The sequence below is a fragment of the Methylopila henanensis genome (genome assembly GCF_042681025.1).
In the GTDB taxonomy this organism is placed as follows: domain Bacteria; phylum Pseudomonadota; class Alphaproteobacteria; order Rhizobiales; family Methylopilaceae; genus Methylopila; species Methylopila henanensis.
This window is the reverse complement of record NZ_JBHUER010000010.1, coordinates 459,381-478,306: the sequence shown is the minus strand read 5'-3', so window position 1 is coordinate 478,306 and position 18,926 is coordinate 459,381. Positions and strand designations below refer to the sequence as shown.

The 18,926-nt window shown below is 68.2% G+C and carries 18 protein-coding genes; 10 read left to right on the top strand and 8 right to left on the bottom strand.

Annotated features, from left to right (window positions below; genetic code table 11):
* Positions 1-198: 198 nt before the first annotated feature.
* The 4 genes from ACFSCV_RS15380 (at position 199) to ACFSCV_RS15365 (ending at position 4,664) form a co-directional block, all read left to right on the top strand.
* The gene (locus ACFSCV_RS15380) at positions 199-498 is read left to right on the top strand and encodes an accessory factor UbiK family protein (protein ID WP_378800449.1); all 300 of its coding nucleotides are present in this window, start codon (positions 199-201) and stop codon (positions 496-498) included.
* Positions 499-700: 202 nt separating this feature from the next.
* Positions 701-1,201, top strand: a complete 501-nt coding sequence (locus ACFSCV_RS15375) for a type III secretion system chaperone family protein (RefSeq protein ID WP_378800448.1) — start codon at positions 701-703, stop codon at positions 1,199-1,201.
* Positions 1,202-1,217: 16 nt separating this feature from the next.
* The gene (proC, locus tag ACFSCV_RS15370; RefSeq protein ID WP_378800447.1) at positions 1,218-2,060 is read left to right on the top strand and encodes a pyrroline-5-carboxylate reductase; all 843 of its coding nucleotides are present in this window, start codon (positions 1,218-1,220) and stop codon (positions 2,058-2,060) included.
* 387 nt (positions 2,061-2,447) lie between these two features.
* Complete coding sequence (locus tag ACFSCV_RS15365) at positions 2,448-4,664, top strand: TonB-dependent receptor family protein (RefSeq protein ID WP_378800446.1); 2,217 nt, start codon at positions 2,448-2,450, stop codon at positions 4,662-4,664.
* Between the two features lie 277 nt (positions 4,665-4,941).
* Here the strand turns inward: ACFSCV_RS15365 and ACFSCV_RS15360 are convergent, their stop codons facing one another.
* Positions 4,942-5,880, bottom strand: a complete 939-nt coding sequence (locus ACFSCV_RS15360; RefSeq protein WP_378800445.1) for a LysR family transcriptional regulator — start codon at positions 5,878-5,880, stop codon at positions 4,942-4,944.
* 171 nt (positions 5,881-6,051) lie between these two features.
* On the opposite strand from ACFSCV_RS15360, the gene ACFSCV_RS15355 reads away from it, so the two are divergent.
* From ACFSCV_RS15355 to ACFSCV_RS15335, 5 genes are all read left to right on the top strand, one after another.
* Entirely contained in the window at positions 6,052-6,318 is a 267-nt protein-coding gene (locus ACFSCV_RS15355; protein WP_378800444.1) for a hypothetical protein, read from the top strand.
* A 14-nt stretch (positions 6,319-6,332) separates the two neighbouring features.
* Positions 6,333-7,316: a zinc-dependent alcohol dehydrogenase family protein gene (locus tag ACFSCV_RS15350; protein WP_378800443.1), complete on the top strand. Its 984-nt coding sequence runs from the start codon at positions 6,333-6,335 to the stop codon at positions 7,314-7,316.
* Between the two features lie 625 nt (positions 7,317-7,941).
* Positions 7,942-9,651: a malate dehydrogenase (quinone) gene (gene mqo, locus ACFSCV_RS15345; RefSeq protein WP_378800442.1), complete on the top strand. Its 1,710-nt coding sequence runs from the start codon at positions 7,942-7,944 to the stop codon at positions 9,649-9,651.
* A gap of 126 nt (positions 9,652-9,777) precedes the next feature.
* Positions 9,778-10,545 carry a TetR/AcrR family transcriptional regulator gene (locus tag ACFSCV_RS15340; protein ID WP_378800441.1) on the top strand — a complete coding sequence of 256 codons (768 nt, stop codon included), beginning with the start codon at positions 9,778-9,780 and terminating at the stop codon, positions 10,543-10,545.
* The gene (locus ACFSCV_RS15335) at positions 10,545-10,910 is read left to right on the top strand and encodes a tRNA-binding protein (protein WP_378800440.1); all 366 of its coding nucleotides are present in this window, start codon (positions 10,545-10,547) and stop codon (positions 10,908-10,910) included. The genes ACFSCV_RS15340 and ACFSCV_RS15335 overlap by 1 nt, the downstream gene beginning before the upstream one ends.
* A gap of 11 nt (positions 10,911-10,921) precedes the next feature.
* On the opposite strand, the gene ACFSCV_RS15330 is transcribed toward ACFSCV_RS15335, so the two are convergent.
* From ACFSCV_RS15330 to ACFSCV_RS15300, 7 genes are all read right to left on the bottom strand, one after another.
* Complete coding sequence (locus tag ACFSCV_RS15330; protein WP_378800439.1) at positions 10,922-12,409, bottom strand: hypothetical protein; 1,488 nt, start codon at positions 12,407-12,409, stop codon at positions 10,922-10,924.
* A gap of 270 nt (positions 12,410-12,679) precedes the next feature.
* Entirely contained in the window at positions 12,680-13,327 is a 648-nt protein-coding gene (locus ACFSCV_RS15325; protein WP_378800438.1) for a hypothetical protein, read from the bottom strand.
* 158 nt (positions 13,328-13,485) lie between these two features.
* Positions 13,486-13,944, bottom strand: coding sequence for a molybdenum cofactor biosynthesis protein MoaE (locus tag ACFSCV_RS15320; protein WP_378800437.1), 459 nt, complete (start codon positions 13,942-13,944; stop codon positions 13,486-13,488).
* A gap of 8 nt (positions 13,945-13,952) precedes the next feature.
* On the bottom strand, positions 13,953-14,201 hold the full coding sequence (gene moaD, locus ACFSCV_RS15315) for a molybdopterin converting factor subunit 1 (RefSeq protein ID WP_378800436.1): 249 nt from the start codon (positions 14,199-14,201) through the stop codon (positions 13,953-13,955).
* Positions 14,198-14,839: a CDP-diacylglycerol--glycerol-3-phosphate 3-phosphatidyltransferase gene (gene pgsA / locus ACFSCV_RS15310; protein WP_378800435.1), complete on the bottom strand. Its 642-nt coding sequence runs from the start codon at positions 14,837-14,839 to the stop codon at positions 14,198-14,200. The genes moaD and pgsA overlap by 4 nt, the downstream gene beginning before the upstream one ends.
* 115 nt (positions 14,840-14,954) lie before the next feature.
* Entirely contained in the window at positions 14,955-16,931 is a 1,977-nt protein-coding gene (uvrC, locus tag ACFSCV_RS15305; protein WP_378800434.1) for an excinuclease ABC subunit UvrC, read from the bottom strand.
* A 12-nt stretch (positions 16,932-16,943) separates the two neighbouring features.
* Positions 16,944-17,735 (bottom strand): SDR family oxidoreductase, encoded by a 792-nt coding sequence (locus tag ACFSCV_RS15300; protein WP_378800433.1) that lies wholly within the window; start codon positions 17,733-17,735, stop codon positions 16,944-16,946.
* Between the two features lie 264 nt (positions 17,736-17,999).
* On the opposite strand from ACFSCV_RS15300, the gene ACFSCV_RS15295 reads away from it, so the two are divergent.
* Positions 18,000-18,713, top strand: coding sequence for an outer membrane protein (locus ACFSCV_RS15295; protein ID WP_378800432.1), 714 nt, complete (start codon positions 18,000-18,002; stop codon positions 18,711-18,713).
* Positions 18,714-18,926: the final 213 nt, after the last annotated feature.

Sequence of the window (18,926 nt, the reverse complement as noted above, 5' to 3'; positions counted from 1 at the left end):
TCAATGACGTCTGTTCCAGGGATCACCAATACGTGCTCCTGAGATTGCGAGTGTATATTAGAAGCGATGTAATCGGAGATGTTTCGCGTGGCGCGCCAGGCCACGCCTGGCGACGCAGGGCCCACGGCGGCTTGATCCCGGACGGCGCGCGGGCCACATGATGGGCCGGAGCTTCATCTCGAAAGGTTTTCCCCAGCAATGACCGAACCCAGGGGCCGCGTGTTCGAAGAGATCGGCCGTCTGATGACCGACGCCGCCGGCGCCGCGTCCGGCGTGCGGCGCGAGATCGAGACCGTCGTGCGCGCGCAGGCGAACCGCGTGCTGTCCGAACTCGACCTCGTCCGCCGCGACGAGTTCGAGGCCGTGCGCGCGATGGCGCAGAAGGCGCGCGAGGAGAACGAGCGGCTGGCCGCGCGCCTCGATGCGCTCGAGGCGAAGCTGTCAGGCGCGCCTGCGGCGTCCGCCGGCAGCGGCGCCGACGACACGGTCGCCCCCTAACCCCAGGATATCGCCGCGCCGCGATGCATTAGTTGTGTGCAGCGCGCAAAACGACGCCATATACTGATCGTGGCGGCTCGAATCGCCGCCGCCTCCGGGCGGGGCGCCTCAGGGTCGCGGTCGGCGGTCGGATCAGCCGGTCCGCCGGTCACGCGTGACGTCGTTCCCACGCCCTTCAAGGGCCCCACCCCGGGAGGAGCTCATGGCTCTCATCGACGTGGACGCCGATCGCCAGGCCCATCCTGTCGACATGATCGAACGCATCGCGACGGCGAACGACTGGTCCTTCGACCGGTCGGACGACGACGAGATCACGATCTCCGTCGACGGCTCATGGACCGACTACCACGTGTCCTTCACGTGGATGGACGATCTGGAGTCCCTTCACCTCGCCTGCGCCTTCGACCTCAAGGTCCCCGATCGCCGGAAGGCGGAGGTGCACCAGCTTCTGACGCTCGTCAACGAGCAGATGTGGCTTGGACATTTCGACCTGTGGAGCAAGGAGGGCGTCGTCATGTACCGGCATTCCCTGTTGCTCTCGGGCGGAGCGGAGGCGAGCATTCCGCAATGCGAGGCCCTGCTTCAGGCCGCCATCGAGGCCTGCGAACGCCACTACCAGGCGTTCCAGTTCGTGGTCTGGGCCGGCAGGAGCGCAAAGGAGGCCATGGAGGTGGTGGCCTTCGAGACGGCGGGGGAGGCGTGAGCACGCACATGCCCTCGTGACGGCGTCGAATTCCGCCGGGCCGCTCGATCCGGGCGGCCCGGTTCTTCTCGTGGGCGCCGGCAAGATGGGCGGCGCCCTGCTCGACGGATGGCTGGCGCGTGGCCTCGACCCCCGCCTCGTCGCCGTCGTCGATCCCGGACTTCCCGAGGGCGCCGCCGCGGCGCTCGCCGCGAAGGGCGCGACGGTCGCGCCAGAGCCCGGCGCGATCGAACAACCCTCCGCCATCCTGTTCGCGGTGAAGCCGCAGGTCGCGGCCGCCGCGCTGCCGACCGCCGCGGCCTTTGCGGGCCCTCGCACGGTGGTCGTCTCCATCCTCGCCGGCACCACGCTCGCGACGCTCGGCGCAGGCCTGCCGCCGGAGACCGCCATCGTGCGCGCCATGCCGAACACGCCCGCCGCCGTCGGCCGCGGGATCACCGCCTGCGTTCCCAACGCCCATGTCTCCGCCGGCCAGAAGGCGCTGGCCGACGCGTTGCTGAGCGCGGCCGGCGCGGTCGAGTGGGTCGGGGACGAGGCGCTGATCGACGCCGTCACCGGCGTCTCCGGCTCCGGCCCGGCCTATGTCTTCCTGCTGGTCGAGACGCTCGCGAAGGCCGGCGTCGCCGCGGGCCTGCCCGCCGATCTCGCCGCCCGCCTCGCGCGCGCCACCGTGGAGGGCTCCGGCGAGCTCCTGCGCCTGTCGCCGGACGCGCCGGAGACGCTGCGCAAGAACGTCACCTCGCCCAACGGCACCACCGCCGCGGCGCTCGCCGTGCTGATGGCCGACGACGGGCTCGACCCCCTGATGGAGCGCGCCGTCCGCGCCGCCGTGACCCGGGCACGGGAACTCGCGGGCTAGGCAGTTGGCCGGGGAGCGTATGGGGGCGCTCGCGTAAGGCCGGGTCGGGCTGATTCCGGCAGGTCGTGCGGTGCAAGACGGCTTACGCCCCTGCACGCCATCTATATCTGCGACGTCGCCGGCACCGTCGCTTACGACCAGCTCGCCCGGACAGGACCAGACCGCTCCGATCAGTCAAGCGGAAGACGCTGATACCACTAGGTTGAGAAACATATCATAATAATAATACTTAGTGGCGCCTTAGACTTAGATTATTACAATAATGTGAGGTGGATGATCATTTCGTGATCAAGGCAGGACTAGCCCCGCTCTGGGAGGAAATGTTTCCCTCCGCCCCAGGGGAGTGTTTCCCCTATTGGGGGGCCAATGAAGAAAAAACAACAACGCGTGGCGCTGCTTGCGGCCACCAGCGTGGCGGCTGCGCTCGCCTCCACGGAGCTTCGCGCCCAGGAGGGCGGCGCGACCCGGCTTGAACAGATCGACGTCATCGGCGCCCCGTCACAGACGCCGACCGCGGGCGCCTCAGCCGAGGCTGGCCCCGTCGGTCCGGTCGACGCGCGCCAGATGCTGCCGGCCGATCTTCAGGATTTCGCGGGCGCGGCCAATCGCGTCTCCTTGCAGGATCTCGAAAGCCAGCGTCCGCTCACGACTCATGACGCGCTCAGGAACGTGCCCGGCGTCGCCACCGTCTCGGACGACGGCTTCGGACGGCACTCCGGCATCAGCCTGCGTGGTTCGCCGTTCCGCCGGTCGCGCAAGGTCCTCGTCATGGAGGACGGCGTTCCTATCAACTTCTCGCCCTATCTCGACGCCGGCACCCATTACACGCCGCCGCCGGAGCGCATCGAAAGCATCGAAGTTCTCAAGGGACCGCTTGTGAACTACGGGCCGCTGAACAATCACGGCGTCATCAATTTCCGCAACCTCTCGCCATTCGGGCCTAAGGAGACGGTGTTCAGCGCGGCGATCGGCGACACGAAAGGCGCCGACAAGAGCCTGAACAACATGCGCCATGTCCATACGCGCCAGTCCGTCGACAATATCGGCGTCGTTCTGTCCTATTCGGGGCTCGACGCCGGCGGCGCATGGGACGTCGAAAAACTGGGCTACAATGATTTTTACGCCGCGATCGGCATTCGCGGCGAAAACCAGGACCTCACGTTCTCGGGCGGTTTCCACCGTCAACGCGATCATTACGACGAAGACAACTTCTCAGGCACGCTCTCGGAGCTGAGGAGGTTCAAGCGCAACAAGAAGCGCGGGGCCGACAACGGCAATTTTCCGGTCGCATGCGGCAGCTGCTACGACTGGAACACCTACAACGCCGACTATTTCCGCGGCCAGATCGCTCACAATTACTACATCGACAGCAAGACCACTCTGACCACGCGGATCTACGGCAATCATCACGATCGCGCCCGCTTCTACGTCAGCGACGAGTCGAACGATCCGCCGTCCGACTTCGTGATGGAGGGCCGCGACCGCCTCTACCGGAACGTGGGGGCGGACTCCCGCATCGAACGCGCCGATCTGCCGCTGTTCGGCGGGATGACGCACACGGTTCAGGCGGGCGTGCGGTACGAGGAGCACTTCTTCGACAACCAGAACCGCATCGGCGACACGAACGAGCGTCTGGACTTCAGCAACCGCGGCGATGACGACGGCGCGCAGAAGCTCACCGCCAAATCCTTCGCCGCCTTCGCCCAGACGGCCATTAAGGCGACGCCGACCTTCACGCTCGTCCCCGGCGTGCGTCTGGAGCGCTACAAGATCGGATTCCGCGATCTCGACGATTCCGCCAACAACGGAAACTCGTCCTATCTGCAGGTCATGCCGATGCTCTCCTTCGCGTGGGAGGCCATGCCGGACACGACGGTCTATGGCGGCTATCATCGAGGCCTGTCGCCCCACATCGTGCGCGACGTGCTCGAAGCCGACGACGGCTACATCGCCCCGCGGAAGGAAGTCGGCGACAACTTCCAGATCGGCGTCCGCACCAAGGCCGTGCAGGGCCTGACCTTCGACGTCGCCTACTTCCACAGCGACATCCGGAACTACCAGTTTGGCGAGGCCTTCCAGTCCGACCTCGGCGACCGGGTGTTCAGCTCGCTCGACAAGGTCCGCTTCGACGGCGTGGAGCTTTCGGCGCGCCTCGACAGCCGCGCCTTCATCACCAGCCCCTGGAACCTCTACGGCGAGGGCGTCTACACCTACGTCCACAGCAAGATCGTGAAGGGGACCGAAGAAGGCGGCGCGGACGTCTCGGGCAACGAGGTGCCTGAATCCATGCGGCACACGGCCAATCTGACGCTCGGGGTGCAGCATGACAGCGGCCTCGACGCCAGCATGAGCTGGACCTACAGGGGCGGCTTCTACACCGACGCCCTCAACCTGCCGATGAATCCGCTGGACGTGGAAGAAGGCCGGGTCAAGGGCGTCTGGCTGCTCTCGGCGCGCGCCAGCTACAAGGTCACGCAGGAGCTGACGGCCTGGGTGTCGGGCCAGAACCTGACGGACAAGTTCTACATCACGGACCGCAGCGACGGCGCCAAACTCGGGATCGGCCGCACCATGATGGCGGGCGTCACCTACAAGTTCCAGTGAGAACTTGATCGGAGATCGCCGGGCGCCGTTTCGGGCGTCCGGCGTTTCCGGCGCTTGAGCGTCTGGGCGTCTCCCCGCACAGCCGCCATCGTCATGCCCGGCGAAGGCCGGGCGTCCGCGACTTCGGCGTGGAGCGCCACGTTCCTGTCAAATCGTGGATGCCCAGCTTCTCCGGGCATGACGCCTGAGACCGAATGGTCGGCAGGGGCTGGCTTGGACCCATCTTCCAAGTGCGGCTGCTTGAAGGATCTCGGAGGAAGTCGCGCGCCTAAGAGCCTCAGCGGGCGTCGAAGATGGTCGGCCCAAGGACGTTCTCCAGACCTTGGTCCCAATACGGATGCCGGCCAAATCTTTGGACAAGCCAGTCGATCATGACCCGGACCTTGGGCGCGAGCTCACGCGAACTTGGGTAGAGCGCCCAAAGCGACTGCGTTGAGACGAGCGGATAATCCGGAAGGATGGGCACGAGGGCGCCGGACCGAAGTTCGTCCGAGGCGCACCAGGTCGCCATGAGAGCGACGCCAAGCCCGGCGCACGCCGCGTCACGCACCGCGCCGCCGTCGTTGATCCGAAGCCCGGGCGTGACGCGCCGTTCGATGCGTTCCCCACCCTTCGCCTGAAACGTCCAGAGATCGAGCGTGCCGACTACCAGACAGGCGTGCTCCGCCAGTTCGTCGGGCGTGTTCGGCCGACCGCGACGGTCGATGTACGTGGGCGAAGCGACAAGCACGCGCCGATCCGGAGCGAGCCGCCGCGCGATGAACGATGAGTCGCTGATGTCGGCGTATCGAACCGCAAGGTCGAAGGCGCCTTCGACCAGATCGACCACGTTGTCCGAGATCCTGAGGTCGATCGCCAGATCTGGATAACGACCGCAGAATTCGGGCAGCCCCGGCACGATGTGCATCCGGGCGAATGAGGCCGGAGCCGCTATCCGCAATGTGCCGCGTGGCGCGGCCTGCCCGCGTCCGATCGCGGCTCGTGCAGCCTCCATAGCCAGCACGACGTGCTCCGCATGCGGCAACAACGCGAGCCCGTCCTCGGTCGGGGTCGCCTGCCGGGTCGTCCGATGGATCAGCCGAGCGCCAAGACGCTTTTCAAGCGCCGCCAGCCGGGCGCTCGCGCTCGCCGGGCTGAGGCCCAGGTCGCGAGCGGCGGAACTGATGCTGCCCAGCCGCGCGATGCGGACGAAGAGGTTCAGATCGTCGACCTGCATCGATTCGCTTTCAAAAATCGATTGAAGCTGAAGCTAGATCGGCCTGCCTACTGAAGGCAATCCAGGGTTCTCACTTCTCGCTCACACAGCGCGCCTCCGATGGGCGCGAAAGCGCAATAGGCGTCCGAGGCCGCCTGGTCCGGCTGAGCCTTTTGAAAGGGAAGTCTAGCTATGAACAGCGATCATCACTTCTTCCGCGCGACGTGGCGTCTGGGCGCCATGGCCGCCGCGGCGCTCATAGGGGCCGCCTCGGCTCCCGTTCAGGCCGAGGGTCCGTCGACCACGAATTCGCGCGCCGAGATTCGTCGGGAGTTTGAGACCCGAGGTCCCAAGGCGCACGGAACGTGGGTCATTCGTCAGACCCAAGCGCGCCCTTCGGCGGTTGAAAGCCGCAAGCAGCCTTCCGCAAATCGCCCAAGCCGCTTCGTCAAGAACTGATCGGAAGGTTGGTCATGACCAAGACCATGCAGGCCGTCGTGCTCCCCCGCTTCGGGGGAGCCGACACGTTCGAGCTGCGCGAGGTGGCGGCGCCCGTTGTGGGGCCGCGCCAGGTGCGCGTGCGCGTGCACGCGACCGCCGTCAATCCGCTCGATTACCAGATCCGCCGCGGCGACTACAAAGACCACGTGCCGCTGCCCGCGATCATCGGCCACGACATCTCGGGGGTCGTGGAGGAAGTCGGCCCGGGGGTCGACGAATTCTCGATCGGCGATGAGGTTTATTACACGCCGGAGATTTTCGGCGGCGACGGCTCTTACGCCGAGCAGCACGTCGCTAACGTGGACATCGTTGGACGAAAACCGAGGAATCTCAGTCATATCGAAGCGGCAAGCCTGACCCTCGTGGGCGGCACGGTCTGGGAAGCGTTGGTCCAGCGGGCGCGACTGAGCGTTGGAGAGACGATCCTCGTTCATGGCGGCGCAGGCGGCGTCGGCGCCATCGCCGTCCAGGTCGCCAAGGCGATCGGCGCTCGGGTGATTGCGACAGCTCGCGCCCAAAATCATGACTTCGTGCGCTCTCTGGGCGCCGATGACGTGATCGACTACATCGCCGACGACTACGTGACGCAGGTTTCTCGCCTGACCGACGGACATGGCGTCGACGTCGTCTTCGACACGGTAGGCGGGGTTACGCTCACCAGAAGCCCCTTAACGCTTGCGGCGTTCGGCCGGGTGGTCAGCATCGTCGACATCAGTCAGCCGCAGAACCTCATCGACGCGTGGAGCAAGAACGCGGCGTATCACTTCGTGTTCACGCGTCAGAATCGCGGCAAGCTTGACGCGCTGACCGGGCTCATCGAGCGCGGATTGGTGAAGCCTGTGATCGGCGCGACATTTCCTCTGGCACGGATGAATGAGGCGCACGAACTCGCAGAGAACGGGTCCGCAAGGGCGCTCCGCGGCAAGGTCGCGATCGATGTGGCGGGCGGCGCGTAGGCTTAGCGTTTCGGGTGACCTGCGCCTCCGGGCCTTCACGTCATTTCTGGCGGCTGGCCTTCCCTGAGGTCGCCGCAGACGTCTGCTATTTGCCAAACAACGGGATGGCCGCAAATCGGCGCCGTGGGCCTTTCCGGCGGCCTGCGTCCCGGGACGTCGGTCGCAGCGCAGGTTTGCGGACGCTTCGCGGGCTTTTAGCCCGCGCGTCGTCCGGGGCCTGCGAAAAGCCGCCCGCCCTGCATTATGACGGGGCCGCGCCTAGACAGAGGCGCCGTAAGGCGGACGGACGCTTCGGAGCTTTTCGGAGTTCCCCGCGTCCGCCGCCGGAGCGTCCTTTCCGTTGGTTTCAGACCCGGACATCTTCGCGCCTCTGCGGCGGTCTCCGCCGCGGAGCCGTCTCGTCGCGTGTGCGGCGAGTGCGCGACCAGCCTGCAGCGGGCTGGCCGCCGGAGGTTTTCCCCACGCCGTCGCGCGGTTCCCGCCGCTGCTGGACACCCGTCGCCCGCGGGTATACAGACTTTCGTCTATGCCGCCGGATAGGTGGTTGTAATAATTACAAAAAACTGAGCGCCGACAGCGTTTGCGCATATGCGTCGGCCATCAGCAGCCTCCGCGGAGCACATTCATGACCGAAAGAGAGACCACGCCCAGGGCCGCGTCGAAGCCGCTCGCTATCACGCGCCGCCGCCTTCTAGGGACCGCCCTCGGCGCCGGCGCCGCGTTCTTCGCCTACAAATGGGCGACCGCCGGGCAGTACCGCGCCGAGACAGCCGACCGCAGCGTCGACGTCCTGCTCATCGGCGGCGGCGTCATGAGCGCGACCCTCGGCGTGATGCTTTCGGAGCTTGAGCCGGAGTGGCGGATCGAGACCTTCGAGCGGCTGGACGCCGTCGCCGAGGAGAGCTCGAACGGCTGGAACAACGCCGGCACCGGCCATTCGGCGCTGTGCGAGCTGAACTACACGCCTGAGGACGACAAGGGGAACGTCCAGATCGCCCGCGCGATCGACATCAACGAGCAGTTTCAGATCTCGCGCCAGTTCTGGGCGCACCAGGTCCGGACCGGCATCCTCGAAAATCCCCGCGCCTTCATCAACTCCACGCCGCACATGAACCTGTGCTGGGGCGCGGACAACGTGGCCTTCATCACCAAGCGGGTCGAGGCGCTGAAGGCGAGTCCGCTGTTCGCCGGCATGGAGATCACCACCGACCCCGCGAAGATCGCGGAATGGATTCCGCTGTCCATGGCCGGCCGCAAGGACACCGCGAACCTCGTGGCGACGCGCTCGCCGCTCGGCACGGACGTCAATCTCGGCGAGATCACGCGGCAGTTCTTCGGACATCTGACCGCGAAGCCCACCTTCAAGCTCACCACCGGCGTCGAGGTGCGGTCGATCACGCGCAACCCGAGCGGGACGTGGCGCATCTCCGCCTTCGACATGAACGACGACGCCAAGATCCAGACGGTGGACGCGCGCTTCGTCTTCATCGGCGCCGGCGGCGCCGCGCTGCCGTTGCTGCAGCTTTCCGGCATCGAGGAGGCGAAGTCCTACGCCGGCTTCCCCGTGGGCGGCTCGTTCCTCGTGACCGAGAACGAGCAGGTCGCGGCCCAGCATCTCGCCAAGGTCTACGGCAAGGCCGACGTCGGCTCGCCGCCGATGTCGGTGCCGCATCTCGACACCCGCGTCCTCGACGGCAAGCGCGTCCTGCTGTTCGGGCCGTTCGCGACCTGGTCGAGCAAGTTCCTCAAGCACGGCTCCTACTTCGACCTGCCGGACTCGGTGACGCTCAGCAACGTCGCGCCGATGCTTCAGGTGAGCTGGAACGAGATCGCTCTCGTCAACTATCTGGCCGGGCAACTGGTGCAGTCCCATGAGGCCCAGCTCGCCGAGCTCCGCCGGTACTATCCCGAGGCGAAGGACGAGGACTGGCGCCTGTGGCAGGCCGGCCAGCGCGTGCAGATCATCTACAACGACCCCAAGAAGGGCGGCGTGCTGAAGCTCGGCACCGAGGTGGTGATGGCCAAGGACCGCTCGATCGCGGCGCTGCTCGGCGCCTCGCCCGGCGGCTCCACCTCGCCTGCGGTCATGCTCGGCCTGCTGGAGCGGGCCTTCCCCGATCAGGTCAAGGGCGCGTGGGGCGACAAGCTGCGCGCGATCATCCCGAGCTATGGGCGGAAGCTGAACGGCGATCCCGTCCTGCTGGCGTCGGTCTGGAAGGAGACCGCCGACGCGCTGCAGCTCGCGATCCCTTCGCCGGACATCACGGGCGCGGCCGCAGGCGCCGCCGCGGCGCCCGGCGCGACGATGCCCGCGGACAACGAGATCAAGCTCTAAGGTCCCGCCGGCCGGGCGTCGCGGGTCTTCAGGTTGCGAGGGGCGGGCGCTTCGTCATGGAAGCGCCGCCACAGCCATCCTATGTTCAGCGTCCGACCCGATCGAACGCCAGGGAGGAGATCCGCCATGGCCCGCAAACCGTCGAACGACGCCAAGCCCGATCCGAACGCCCCGACGCCGGAGGCCGCCGCGGCCTCTCCTGAGAGGGCCATTCCTGAGCCCAAGGGCGGCGATCCGCGCGAGAAGGTCGTCGACGCGCTGCTGGCCCTGCTGGCCGAGCGGCGCTGGGGCGAGATCGGGCTCTTCGACATCGCGGAGAAGGCCGGCGTCTCGCTGGCCGAGCTGCGGGCGCTGTTCCCCTCCAAGGGCGCGATCCTCGCCGGCTTCGTGCGGCGGATCGATCTCGAGGTGCTCGCGGGCCGCGCCGACGACCTCGTGGACGAGCCGGCGCGCGAGCGCCTGTTCGACGTGCTGATGCGGCGGTTCGAGGCGCTGGCGCCCCACCGCGCCGCGCTCAGGGCGGTGCGGCGCGGGCTCAGCGTCGATCCGCTCGGCGCCGGCGCGATGAACCAGGTCGCGGTGTCGTCCATGCAGTGGATGCTGGCGGCGGCGGGCGTGCAGGAATCCGGTCCGCTCGGCGCCGCGCGCGCGCAGGCGTTGGTGCTGGCGAACGCGCGGGTGTTCGACGTCTTCCTCGACGACGACGATCCCGGCCTCGCCCGCACGATGAAGGCGCTCGACGAGCAGCTCCGGAAGGCCGAGCGCTGGGCGCGCCGGGCCGACGACGTCGGCCGGCTGACGGCGCCCTTCCGCGGCGTCTGCGGCCGCATTCTCGGCCGCGCGTCGGAGCGCCGCCGCGACGAGGCGGCCGACGACGTGGCGACCGCCGCCTGATGGCCGACGGAACAGGATCCGCCGCGACGCCCGCGATCGCGTTCGACGACTTTCTGAAGGTCGACATCCGCGTCGGCACGATCGTTGAGGCGGAACCCTATCCGGAGGCGCGCAAGCCCGCGCTCAAGCTCCGGATCGACTTCGGGCCGGAGATCGGGGTCAAGCGATCCTCGGCCCAGATCACGCGCCATTACGCGCCGTCCGAGCTCGTCGGCCGGCAGGTGGTCGCGGTGGTGAACTTCCCGCCGCGGCAGATCGGGAAGTTCATGTCCGAGGTGCTGACTCTCGGCGTGCCCGACTCCGAGGGCGAGGTCGTGCTGCTCGCGCCCACGCTCCCCACGCCGAACGGCGGCCGGATGTTCTGACGGCCCGGCCGTCAGGGCAGCCGCAGCAGGTCGAGCAGCAGCCCGGCGAGGCGGGTGTTGTCGTAGAGCTCGGGCATCAGCGCGATCGGGTTTGAATAGAGCGAGTCGCTCGCGACGATCGCATTCCAGTCGAGCTTGCGCGGCGCGGCGACGCCGGCCGCCGCGAAGGCCTCCAGAAACTCGCGCGCGATCAGGCCGTGGCCGATGGCGGTCGGATGCACGCCGTCCAGGCTGAACACGCCGCCGGCGCTCATCTTCGCCTTGCGGTCGACGGTGTAATAGACCGTGTCGACGGTGCGTCCGAGCTTCTCGTTCAGCGCGACGAGCTCCGGCGGGAGCACGTAGGGCGGGTGGCCGTCGTTGCGCTTGAAGGCGAGGCGCAGGAGCTGGGCGCAGATGTCGACCAGCACGTATTCGACCTTGCGCCCGCCCGCCGACGGGGCCTTGGCGTTGTAGTCGGCGACCAGTCTCGCGATGGCGGCGTTGTAGCCGGCGATCGTCGTGTCGATCCTGTGCGCCTCGTCGCGCGTCAGCGAGTTGCCGGACCGCCGGGCGTAGTCGTGGTCGAACAGGAAGTAGGTGTAGCGGTCGAAGTACTTCGCGCTCGGCAGCGTCCCGAACGGGTCGTTCATCTCGTGCGAGGCGCCGACGCCGCGCGCGAGCGGCGCGATGGTGACGGCGGGAACGGTGGCGATGAATACCTTGCAGTCCCGCTTGCCGGTCGAGAGCGTCGCGTGGAGCTTGTCCATCAGGACTTCGTACTCTTCCGTGAAATGCTCGACGGTCCAGAGATTGTATTCGTTGCGTTCGTCGAGGCTCATTTTCAGCGGCGATTTGCGCGCGCTGGCGGTGCTCTTCACGCCCATGCGTACGACAGTGCCGAGCGCGTTGTTGGCGCCGAGCCAGACGACGACGTTCTCGACGCCCTCCGAGTGATGGTGATGCTTGAGCCAGCGCAACTGGCTGTAGTCGTTGAAGCGCGGGTCGCGGGACGGGTTGAGCACCGCATGGGCGGTGCGCTCGAAGGCCGCGTTCGGAAGGTCGAAGAAGCCGTCGCCGCCGTTCTTCGCCTCGTCCGCGGCGATGCGTTCGAGGCACAGGCGCGGCGTGATCGTCCAGGCGTCGGCGACCGTGAAGCCGGCCACCGAAACGTTGGGGAAGAACTGGCGCCGGCCGGCCTGGGGCAGGGCGATGTTGCCGAGACCGCGCTCATAATAGTCCTCGACGTCGTCCAGGATGCCGTTGACCGTGGCCACGGCGAGCGGCCACTCGATCGGGCCGCGGATGTCGCTGCCGTATTTGCGCTGCAGGCTGCGCAGCAGCTTCTCGATGTTGATCGGCAGCCCGCCTTCGCCCCAGAAGGGTATGGGGTACTCGTCCGTGCTGGCGGCGAGGCCGAGGCATTTCGCCAGCAGCGTCGAGTAGGACAGTTCGGTGCGCGCCGCGGCGAGCGACATGAAGCCCTGCGAGATGCTGTCGCCGATCGTGAACAGTTTCATGGGGAAGCGCCGGGAAAGGGGTTGCGGATCTTTCGCTGCTTACGCGACGTCGTGAACCACCGTGTCCGCCGCGCTGGAGCGGCGACCGTTCCTCCAGACTGCCAAATCGCAGCGACCGTAAATATACGGTCTAATGCTGATATCAATCTATGGTTGTGTATGGCCACGGCTGCGCCATGGCGGGATTCCGGCTCACGCGGAGCCGGCCGGGGTCGCAGGGCGTGGGTGGGGAGCGGACGCGCTGGCGCCGCGGGGCCCGTCAGCCTGCGCTCAGGCGCGGGGCGCGCGCCGGGCGATGAGGCGGGCGACGCGCGCCTCGAGGCTTTCCGCTCCCCGCCGGGCCTCGACGGTCGCGACGAGTTCGGAGAGCCGCTTGGGCTCGGCGTCGATCGCGATCGCGATCAGCGCGCCGAGATCGTGCATCACCATGCCGCCGATGCGGGCGAGGATCGCCGCGCTCGGGATCATAGTCGCGAACCACAGCGCCGGCACGGCGCTCAGGCCTCCCGGCGGCAACGTCACGTGCAGGGCGTGGACCGCCATCGTCATGCCGGTCGACAGCGCGTAGAGGCCCGAGAGCACGGCGACATAGGTGAAGGCCTTGTCGACGCCGATCACCGTCTCGCCCTTGTTCAGCGCGCCCCAGGCGAAGCCGCCCGCGGCGAGCGCGCCGATCAGCCCCCAGGACAGCGCCGCCACGAGCGCGTAGAGCGACGCCACGTCGGCGCGTCCTGCGGCCTTCAGCGCCGCGATGCGCGCGCCGGTCGCCTCGGGCATCAGCCACGACATCTGCGGCGTGTAAGTCGAGGCCGCCTGAAGCAGGTTTCCGCCGAGCGCCAGCACCAGAACGCCCGCGATGATGGCGTAGGCGCCGACGATCATGGCTGTGCTGACGCGGAAGGAGAGGCGACCCGACATGGCCTGAATCCTAAAGCCGCGCCGGACCGGCGGCGATGGTCATATTTTATTAAAGTTAAGGATAGTTAACGCAAGCATGCGGCGCCGCGCGCAGGCCGAAAAGCCAAGCAGCGCGAGGGCTTGAGGCGAATCTCAGGTGATCGCTCGACGAGCGCGGGTCAGCCGCGCGACCAGCGCTCCAGCGCGTCGTCGTCGGCGGTTTTCGCCGCGACCCAGGAGGCGCCGTCGGCGGTCTCCTCACGCTTCCAGAACGGCGCGGAGGTCTTGAGATAGTCCATCACGAACTCGGCCGCCGCGAAGGCCGCGGCGCGGTGCGGCGACAGCGTCGCCACAAGCACGATCGGCTCGCCCGGACGGATGCGGCCGTGGCGGTGGACGATCAGCGCGTCGATCAGCGGCCAGCGCGCGCGGGCCTCCGCCTCGATGCGGGAAAGCTCCTCCTCGGCCATCTCGGGGTAGCACTCGAGCGTCAGCGCCTCGAGCGGCGCGCCGGAGTCGGCGTTGGGACGGCAGAGCCCGGTGAAGGTCACAACGGCGCCCACGTTGACGTGCCCTGCGCCGAGGTCGGCGGTCTCGCGCGCGGCGTCGAATAGGTCGGTCTGCACGCGCACGGCCATGGCGGCGCTCAGCCGCCGGTCATGGGCGGGAAGAAGGCGATCTCGCGCGCCCCGGCGATCTTGGCGTCCGGCTTGGCGTGGCGGCGGTCGATGGCGGCGCGGATGGCGTCCGACTCGAAGGCGTGCGCGTATTCCGGCCCGCGCGAGCGCAGCCAGGCGATCAACTCGCCGATCGTGGAGACGCCGGCGGGGGCCTCGGCCACCTCCTCGGCGCGTCCGACGCGTTCGCGCACCCAGGCGAAGTAGAGCAGCTTCATTCCACCGGCTCCTCCAGGACGTGGCGCAGGCCAGCCCTGAAATAGTCATAGCCGGTGTAAAGCGTAAGGATCGCCGAGAACCACAGCAGCCCGAGGCCGACCGCGGTCACGCCGGGCAGGATCTTGTCGCCGGCGGGCCCCGCCAGCAGGAAGCCGACCGCGATCAGTTGCGCCGTGGTCTTGTACTTCGCGAGCCGCGTCACCGGCACGCTGACGCGCAGTTCCGCCAGGAACTCGCGCAGGCCGGAGACCAGCACCTCGCGGCACAGGATGACGACCGCGGCCCAGAGCGACCAGCCCTCGATCGTGTTGATGGCGCAGAGCATCAGCAGGCAGGCGGAGACCAGCAGCTTGTCGGCGATCGGATCCAGCATGCGGCCGAGCGGCGACTGCTGCGCCCAGGCGCGGGCGAGGTAGCCGTCGAGGAAGTCGGTGATGGCGGCCACCATGAACAGGCCGACCGCGCACCAGCGGTAGATGTCGGCCTCGGCGTAAAGGCAGCCGACGACCACCGGCACCGCGGCGATGCGGCCATAGGTGAGGAGGTTCGGAAGGCTCGTCACGTGCAGCCGCGAGGCGTTCCGCCCCTGGCGGACCGCTGCTGAACTGACCGGGTCGAGCTGGCTTTCGGGACTCATGGAGCGCGCCGCCGGAGAATGCGATGTCTGACCGGCGCGACACGACCACGGGAGGCGGACGGCCGTCAACGCGTCATTCCACATCGCAGGCGCGATCCGGGCGACGGCCGGCGGCTTACCGCTCGCCCTTCTCGTGGAAGAAGTCGTAGATCGCCTTCGCCATCGAACGGCTGACGCCGGGGGCTTTCTCGAGGTCGGCGAGGCCGGCGCGGGCGACCGCCTTGGCGGTGCCGAAGTGGCGCAGCAGCGCGCGCTTGCGGGTGGGGCCGACGCCCGGCACCTCGTCGAGCGGATTGGCCACGAACTCCTTGGAGCGCCGGGCCCGGTGCGTGCCGATCGCGAAGCGGTGGGCCTCGTCGCGCAGGCGCTGGACGTAATAGAGCACGGGGTCGCGCGGCGGCATGCGGAACGGCTGCCGGCCCTCGAGGAAGAAGGTCTCGCGGCCCGCCTCGCGGTCGACGCCCTTGGCGATGCCGACCAGCGGCACGTCGGAGAGGCCGAGCTCCGTCAGGGTCTCGCGGGCGGCGGCGAGCTGGCCTTGGCCGCCGTCGATCAGCACGAGGTCCGGCCAGGGCGGGGCGTCCTCGGCCGTCCGGCCCTCCGCGTCGCGCGGCGATTCCTTCTGCAGCCGCGCGAAGCGGCGGCGCAGCACCTGGCGCATCATGCCGGTGTCGTCGCCGGGGGTGAGGTCCTCGGGTCGGATGTTGAACTTGCGGTACTGGTTCTTCTGGAAGCCTTCCGGGCCCGCGACGATCATGCCGCCGACCGCCGCCGTCCCCATGATGTGGCTGTTGTCGTAGACCTCGATGCGCTGCGGCTGCGCGGCGAGGCCGAACGCCTGCTGGACGCCGGCGAGCAGCTTTCCTTGCGTCGCGGTTTCGGCCAGCCTGCGGCCGAGCGCCTCCTTCGCGTTCGACAGCGCGCGGTCGACCAGCTCCTTCTTCTCGCCGCGGGCGGGGACCGCCACCTCGACCTTGCGGCCGGAGCGGATCGTGAGCGCCTCGCCCAGCAGCGCCCGGTCCTCGATCTCCTCGCTCAGCAGCACCAGCCGCGGCGGCTCCTCGGCGTCGTAGAACTGCGACAGGAACGAGCCCAGCACCTCGCCGGTCTCGAGCGATCGGTCGGCCTTCGGGAAATAGGCGCGCGCGCCCCAGTTCTGGTAGGCGCGGAAGAAGAACGCCTCGACGCAGGTCTGGCCGCCCTCGGCGTGGATCGCGAAGACGTCGGCCTCCTCGACCGTGCGCGGATTGACGCCCTGGTTGGCCTGGATCGCCGCGAGCGCCGCGAGCCGGTCGCGATAGACCGCGGCGCGCTCGAAATCGAGCGCCTCCGACGCCTCGTCCATGGCGCGGGCGAGGTCGGTCTTTACCCGGTCGCTCTTGCCGGAGAGGAAATCGCGGGCTTCCTCCACCAGCACGGCGTAGTCGTCGAGCGCGATCTCGCCGGTGCAGGGGCCGGAGCAGCGCTTGATCTGATGCAGCAGGCAGGGACGGGTGCGACGCTCGTAGTAGCTGTCGGCGCAGGAGCGCAGCAGGAAGGCGCGCTCCAGCGCGTCGATGGTGCGGCCGACCGCGCCGGCGGAGGCGAAGGGGCCGTAATAGTCGCCCTTGCGCGTCCGCGCCCCGCGGTGCTTGGCGATCTGCGGCGCGGGATGGTCGGTCGCGATCAGGATGTAGGGGAACGACTTGTCGTCCCGCATCAGCACGTTGAAGCGCGGGCGCAGGCGCTTGATGAGGTTCGCCTCGAGCAGGAGCGCCTCGGTCTCCGTCTCGGTCGAGACGAACTCCATCGCCGCCGTCTCGGCGATCATGCGGGCGATGCGGGTGTTGTGGCCGACGCCGCGGGCGTAGTTCGCCACCCGCTTCTTCAGCGAGCGCGCCTTGCCGACGTAGAGCACGTCGCCGCGGGCGTCGAACATGCGGTAGACGCCGGGCCCATTCGGCAGGCGCTTCACCTGCTCGCGGATCACCTCCACGCCCCGGCGCAGGCTTTCGGGGGCGGCGTCGAGTTCGGCCTCGATCGTCGCGCGCTCCTCGACGCCTGCGTCCGCGAGGCCGTCGTCCTCGCGCGGGGGGATGTCCGTGTCGGTCATGAGACCCGCAACTTAAGCGCCGCGGGCCGATTCCGCGAGGGAGGGTCCGCCGTCGTCCGCCGGGCCGACGAGATGCTGGCCGCCGTCGACCGGGATCATGACGCCGGTCACGTTTTCGGCGCCGAGCAGATAGACCACGGCCTCGGCGATCTCGGCGGGGGAGGGGCCGCGCGCGAGCGGGGTCGACGCCTGCTGGCGCGCGAAGGCGTCGGCGTCCTGCCAGCCGTTCGGCAAGGTCGGGCCGGGGCCGACGGCGACCACCCGGATGCGCGGCGCGAGCGCCTTCGCCAGCGTCTCCGTCGCGGTCAGCAGCGCGCATTTCGCGAGCGTGTAGGACAGGAAGTCGGCCGTCGGGCGCAGCGCGCGCTGGTCGATGATGTTGACGACGCAGGCCTGCGCCCCCGGCGGTAGTTGCGCTGCGAACGCCTCGATCAGGAAGACGGGCGCGCGCAGGTTCACGGCCATCTGCCGGCCCCAGAGGTCGGCGTCGAGCGCGCCGATCCCGTCATGCTCGAAGATCGACGCGTTGTTCACGAGCGTGGTGAGCGGGCCGACCGTGGCGGCGGCGTGGGCGACCAGCGCGGCGGGACCGTCCGCCGTCGCGAGATCCGCCGCGACGGCGCTCGCCGCGCCGCCCGCCCGCCGGATCTCATCAGCCACTCCTTCGGCCTCGGCGGAGGAGCGGAGATGGTGCACCGCGACCGCTTGGCCCCGGCGCGCGACGGCGCGCGCGATTTCGGCGCCAATTCTGCGGCCGCCTCCTGTCACAAGCGCGGCGCCCGGCCGCCGAACCTCAGCCGGCATGCGGCGTCACCTGAGTTGTTCGATCGATGATTTTCATGGTACGAGAGCCGAGAGTTGCCCAACTGCAACGCAGTCGCTGACCTTATTTCGGTCAGTGGCCCGCCACATTCGCGTACGCAAACGGCCCCAAAGCCCGATCATACCGGTATTCGGCGCTACTCGGGAACGTGGATGGAACCAAATGGCGAATGGCGCGTTTCAGCGCTATCGACGCGGGGGTCCTTCAGCGCCAATGGGCGGTGAGACGCGTAGGAGTCGAACGAAATGAAGCGAGCGACGCTCTTCGGGGGGGCTGCCGCGCTTGCCCTCTGGGGCGGCGCAGCTTTCGCCGCCGACATTCCCGCCTATGAGGCGGCGCCCGCCGTCGCGGCGCCCGTTCCCTCCTTCACATGGTCCGGTCCCTATCTCGGCCTGCAGGCCGGCTATGGCTGGTTCGACGCTGACAACCGCGTGAACGGCTTCAAGCCGGGCTCGTCGCCGGACGGGTTCACCGTCGGCGCCTACGCCGGGTACAATCACCAGCTCGACAATTCCCCGCTGGTGCTCGGCGTCGAGGCCGACATCAACTACACCGACGGCGACGCCCGGCGCGGCACGCGCGGGTTCACCGGCGCTCCCGACACCCGGATCGGCAACGACGTGGGCTTCACCGGCGCCGTGCGCGCCCGGGTCGGCTACGCTTTCGACCGCTTCTTGGTCTACGGCGCGGGCGGCCTCGCCTTCGCCGATCACGAGGTGAAGGCGCGGGCGACAGCGCCCGGCGGCGCGAGCGGCTCGGACGACACCGTCGCGGTCGGCTGGACGATCGGCGGCGGCGTCGAGGCGGCGCTCAGCGACAACGTCACGGCGCGGGTCGAGTACCGCTATTCGGATTTCGGGACGGACAGCTTCAGCGTCGCAGGCAGTCGGGTCAGGTCTGATCTGACTGAAAATCGCGTGATGCTGGGCGTCGGATACAAATTCTCCAGCGGCTGGTGATTGAGATCGCCGCTGGTGAGTAACCTCTTGGAAGGTATTTTACCGTCTAAGGGGGTGTAAACGCAGAAATGTTTTCGGGCTGGACTGCGTGCGTGGGCGCTGAATGACTCGGTTGCGTTGCATTGTTGCTACACAATTTGAGTCGGGCCTGCGTTATATAGAGGGCAGATGCTCCGAATTGATCCGGAGCGAACACAGTAAGTTGAGGTTACC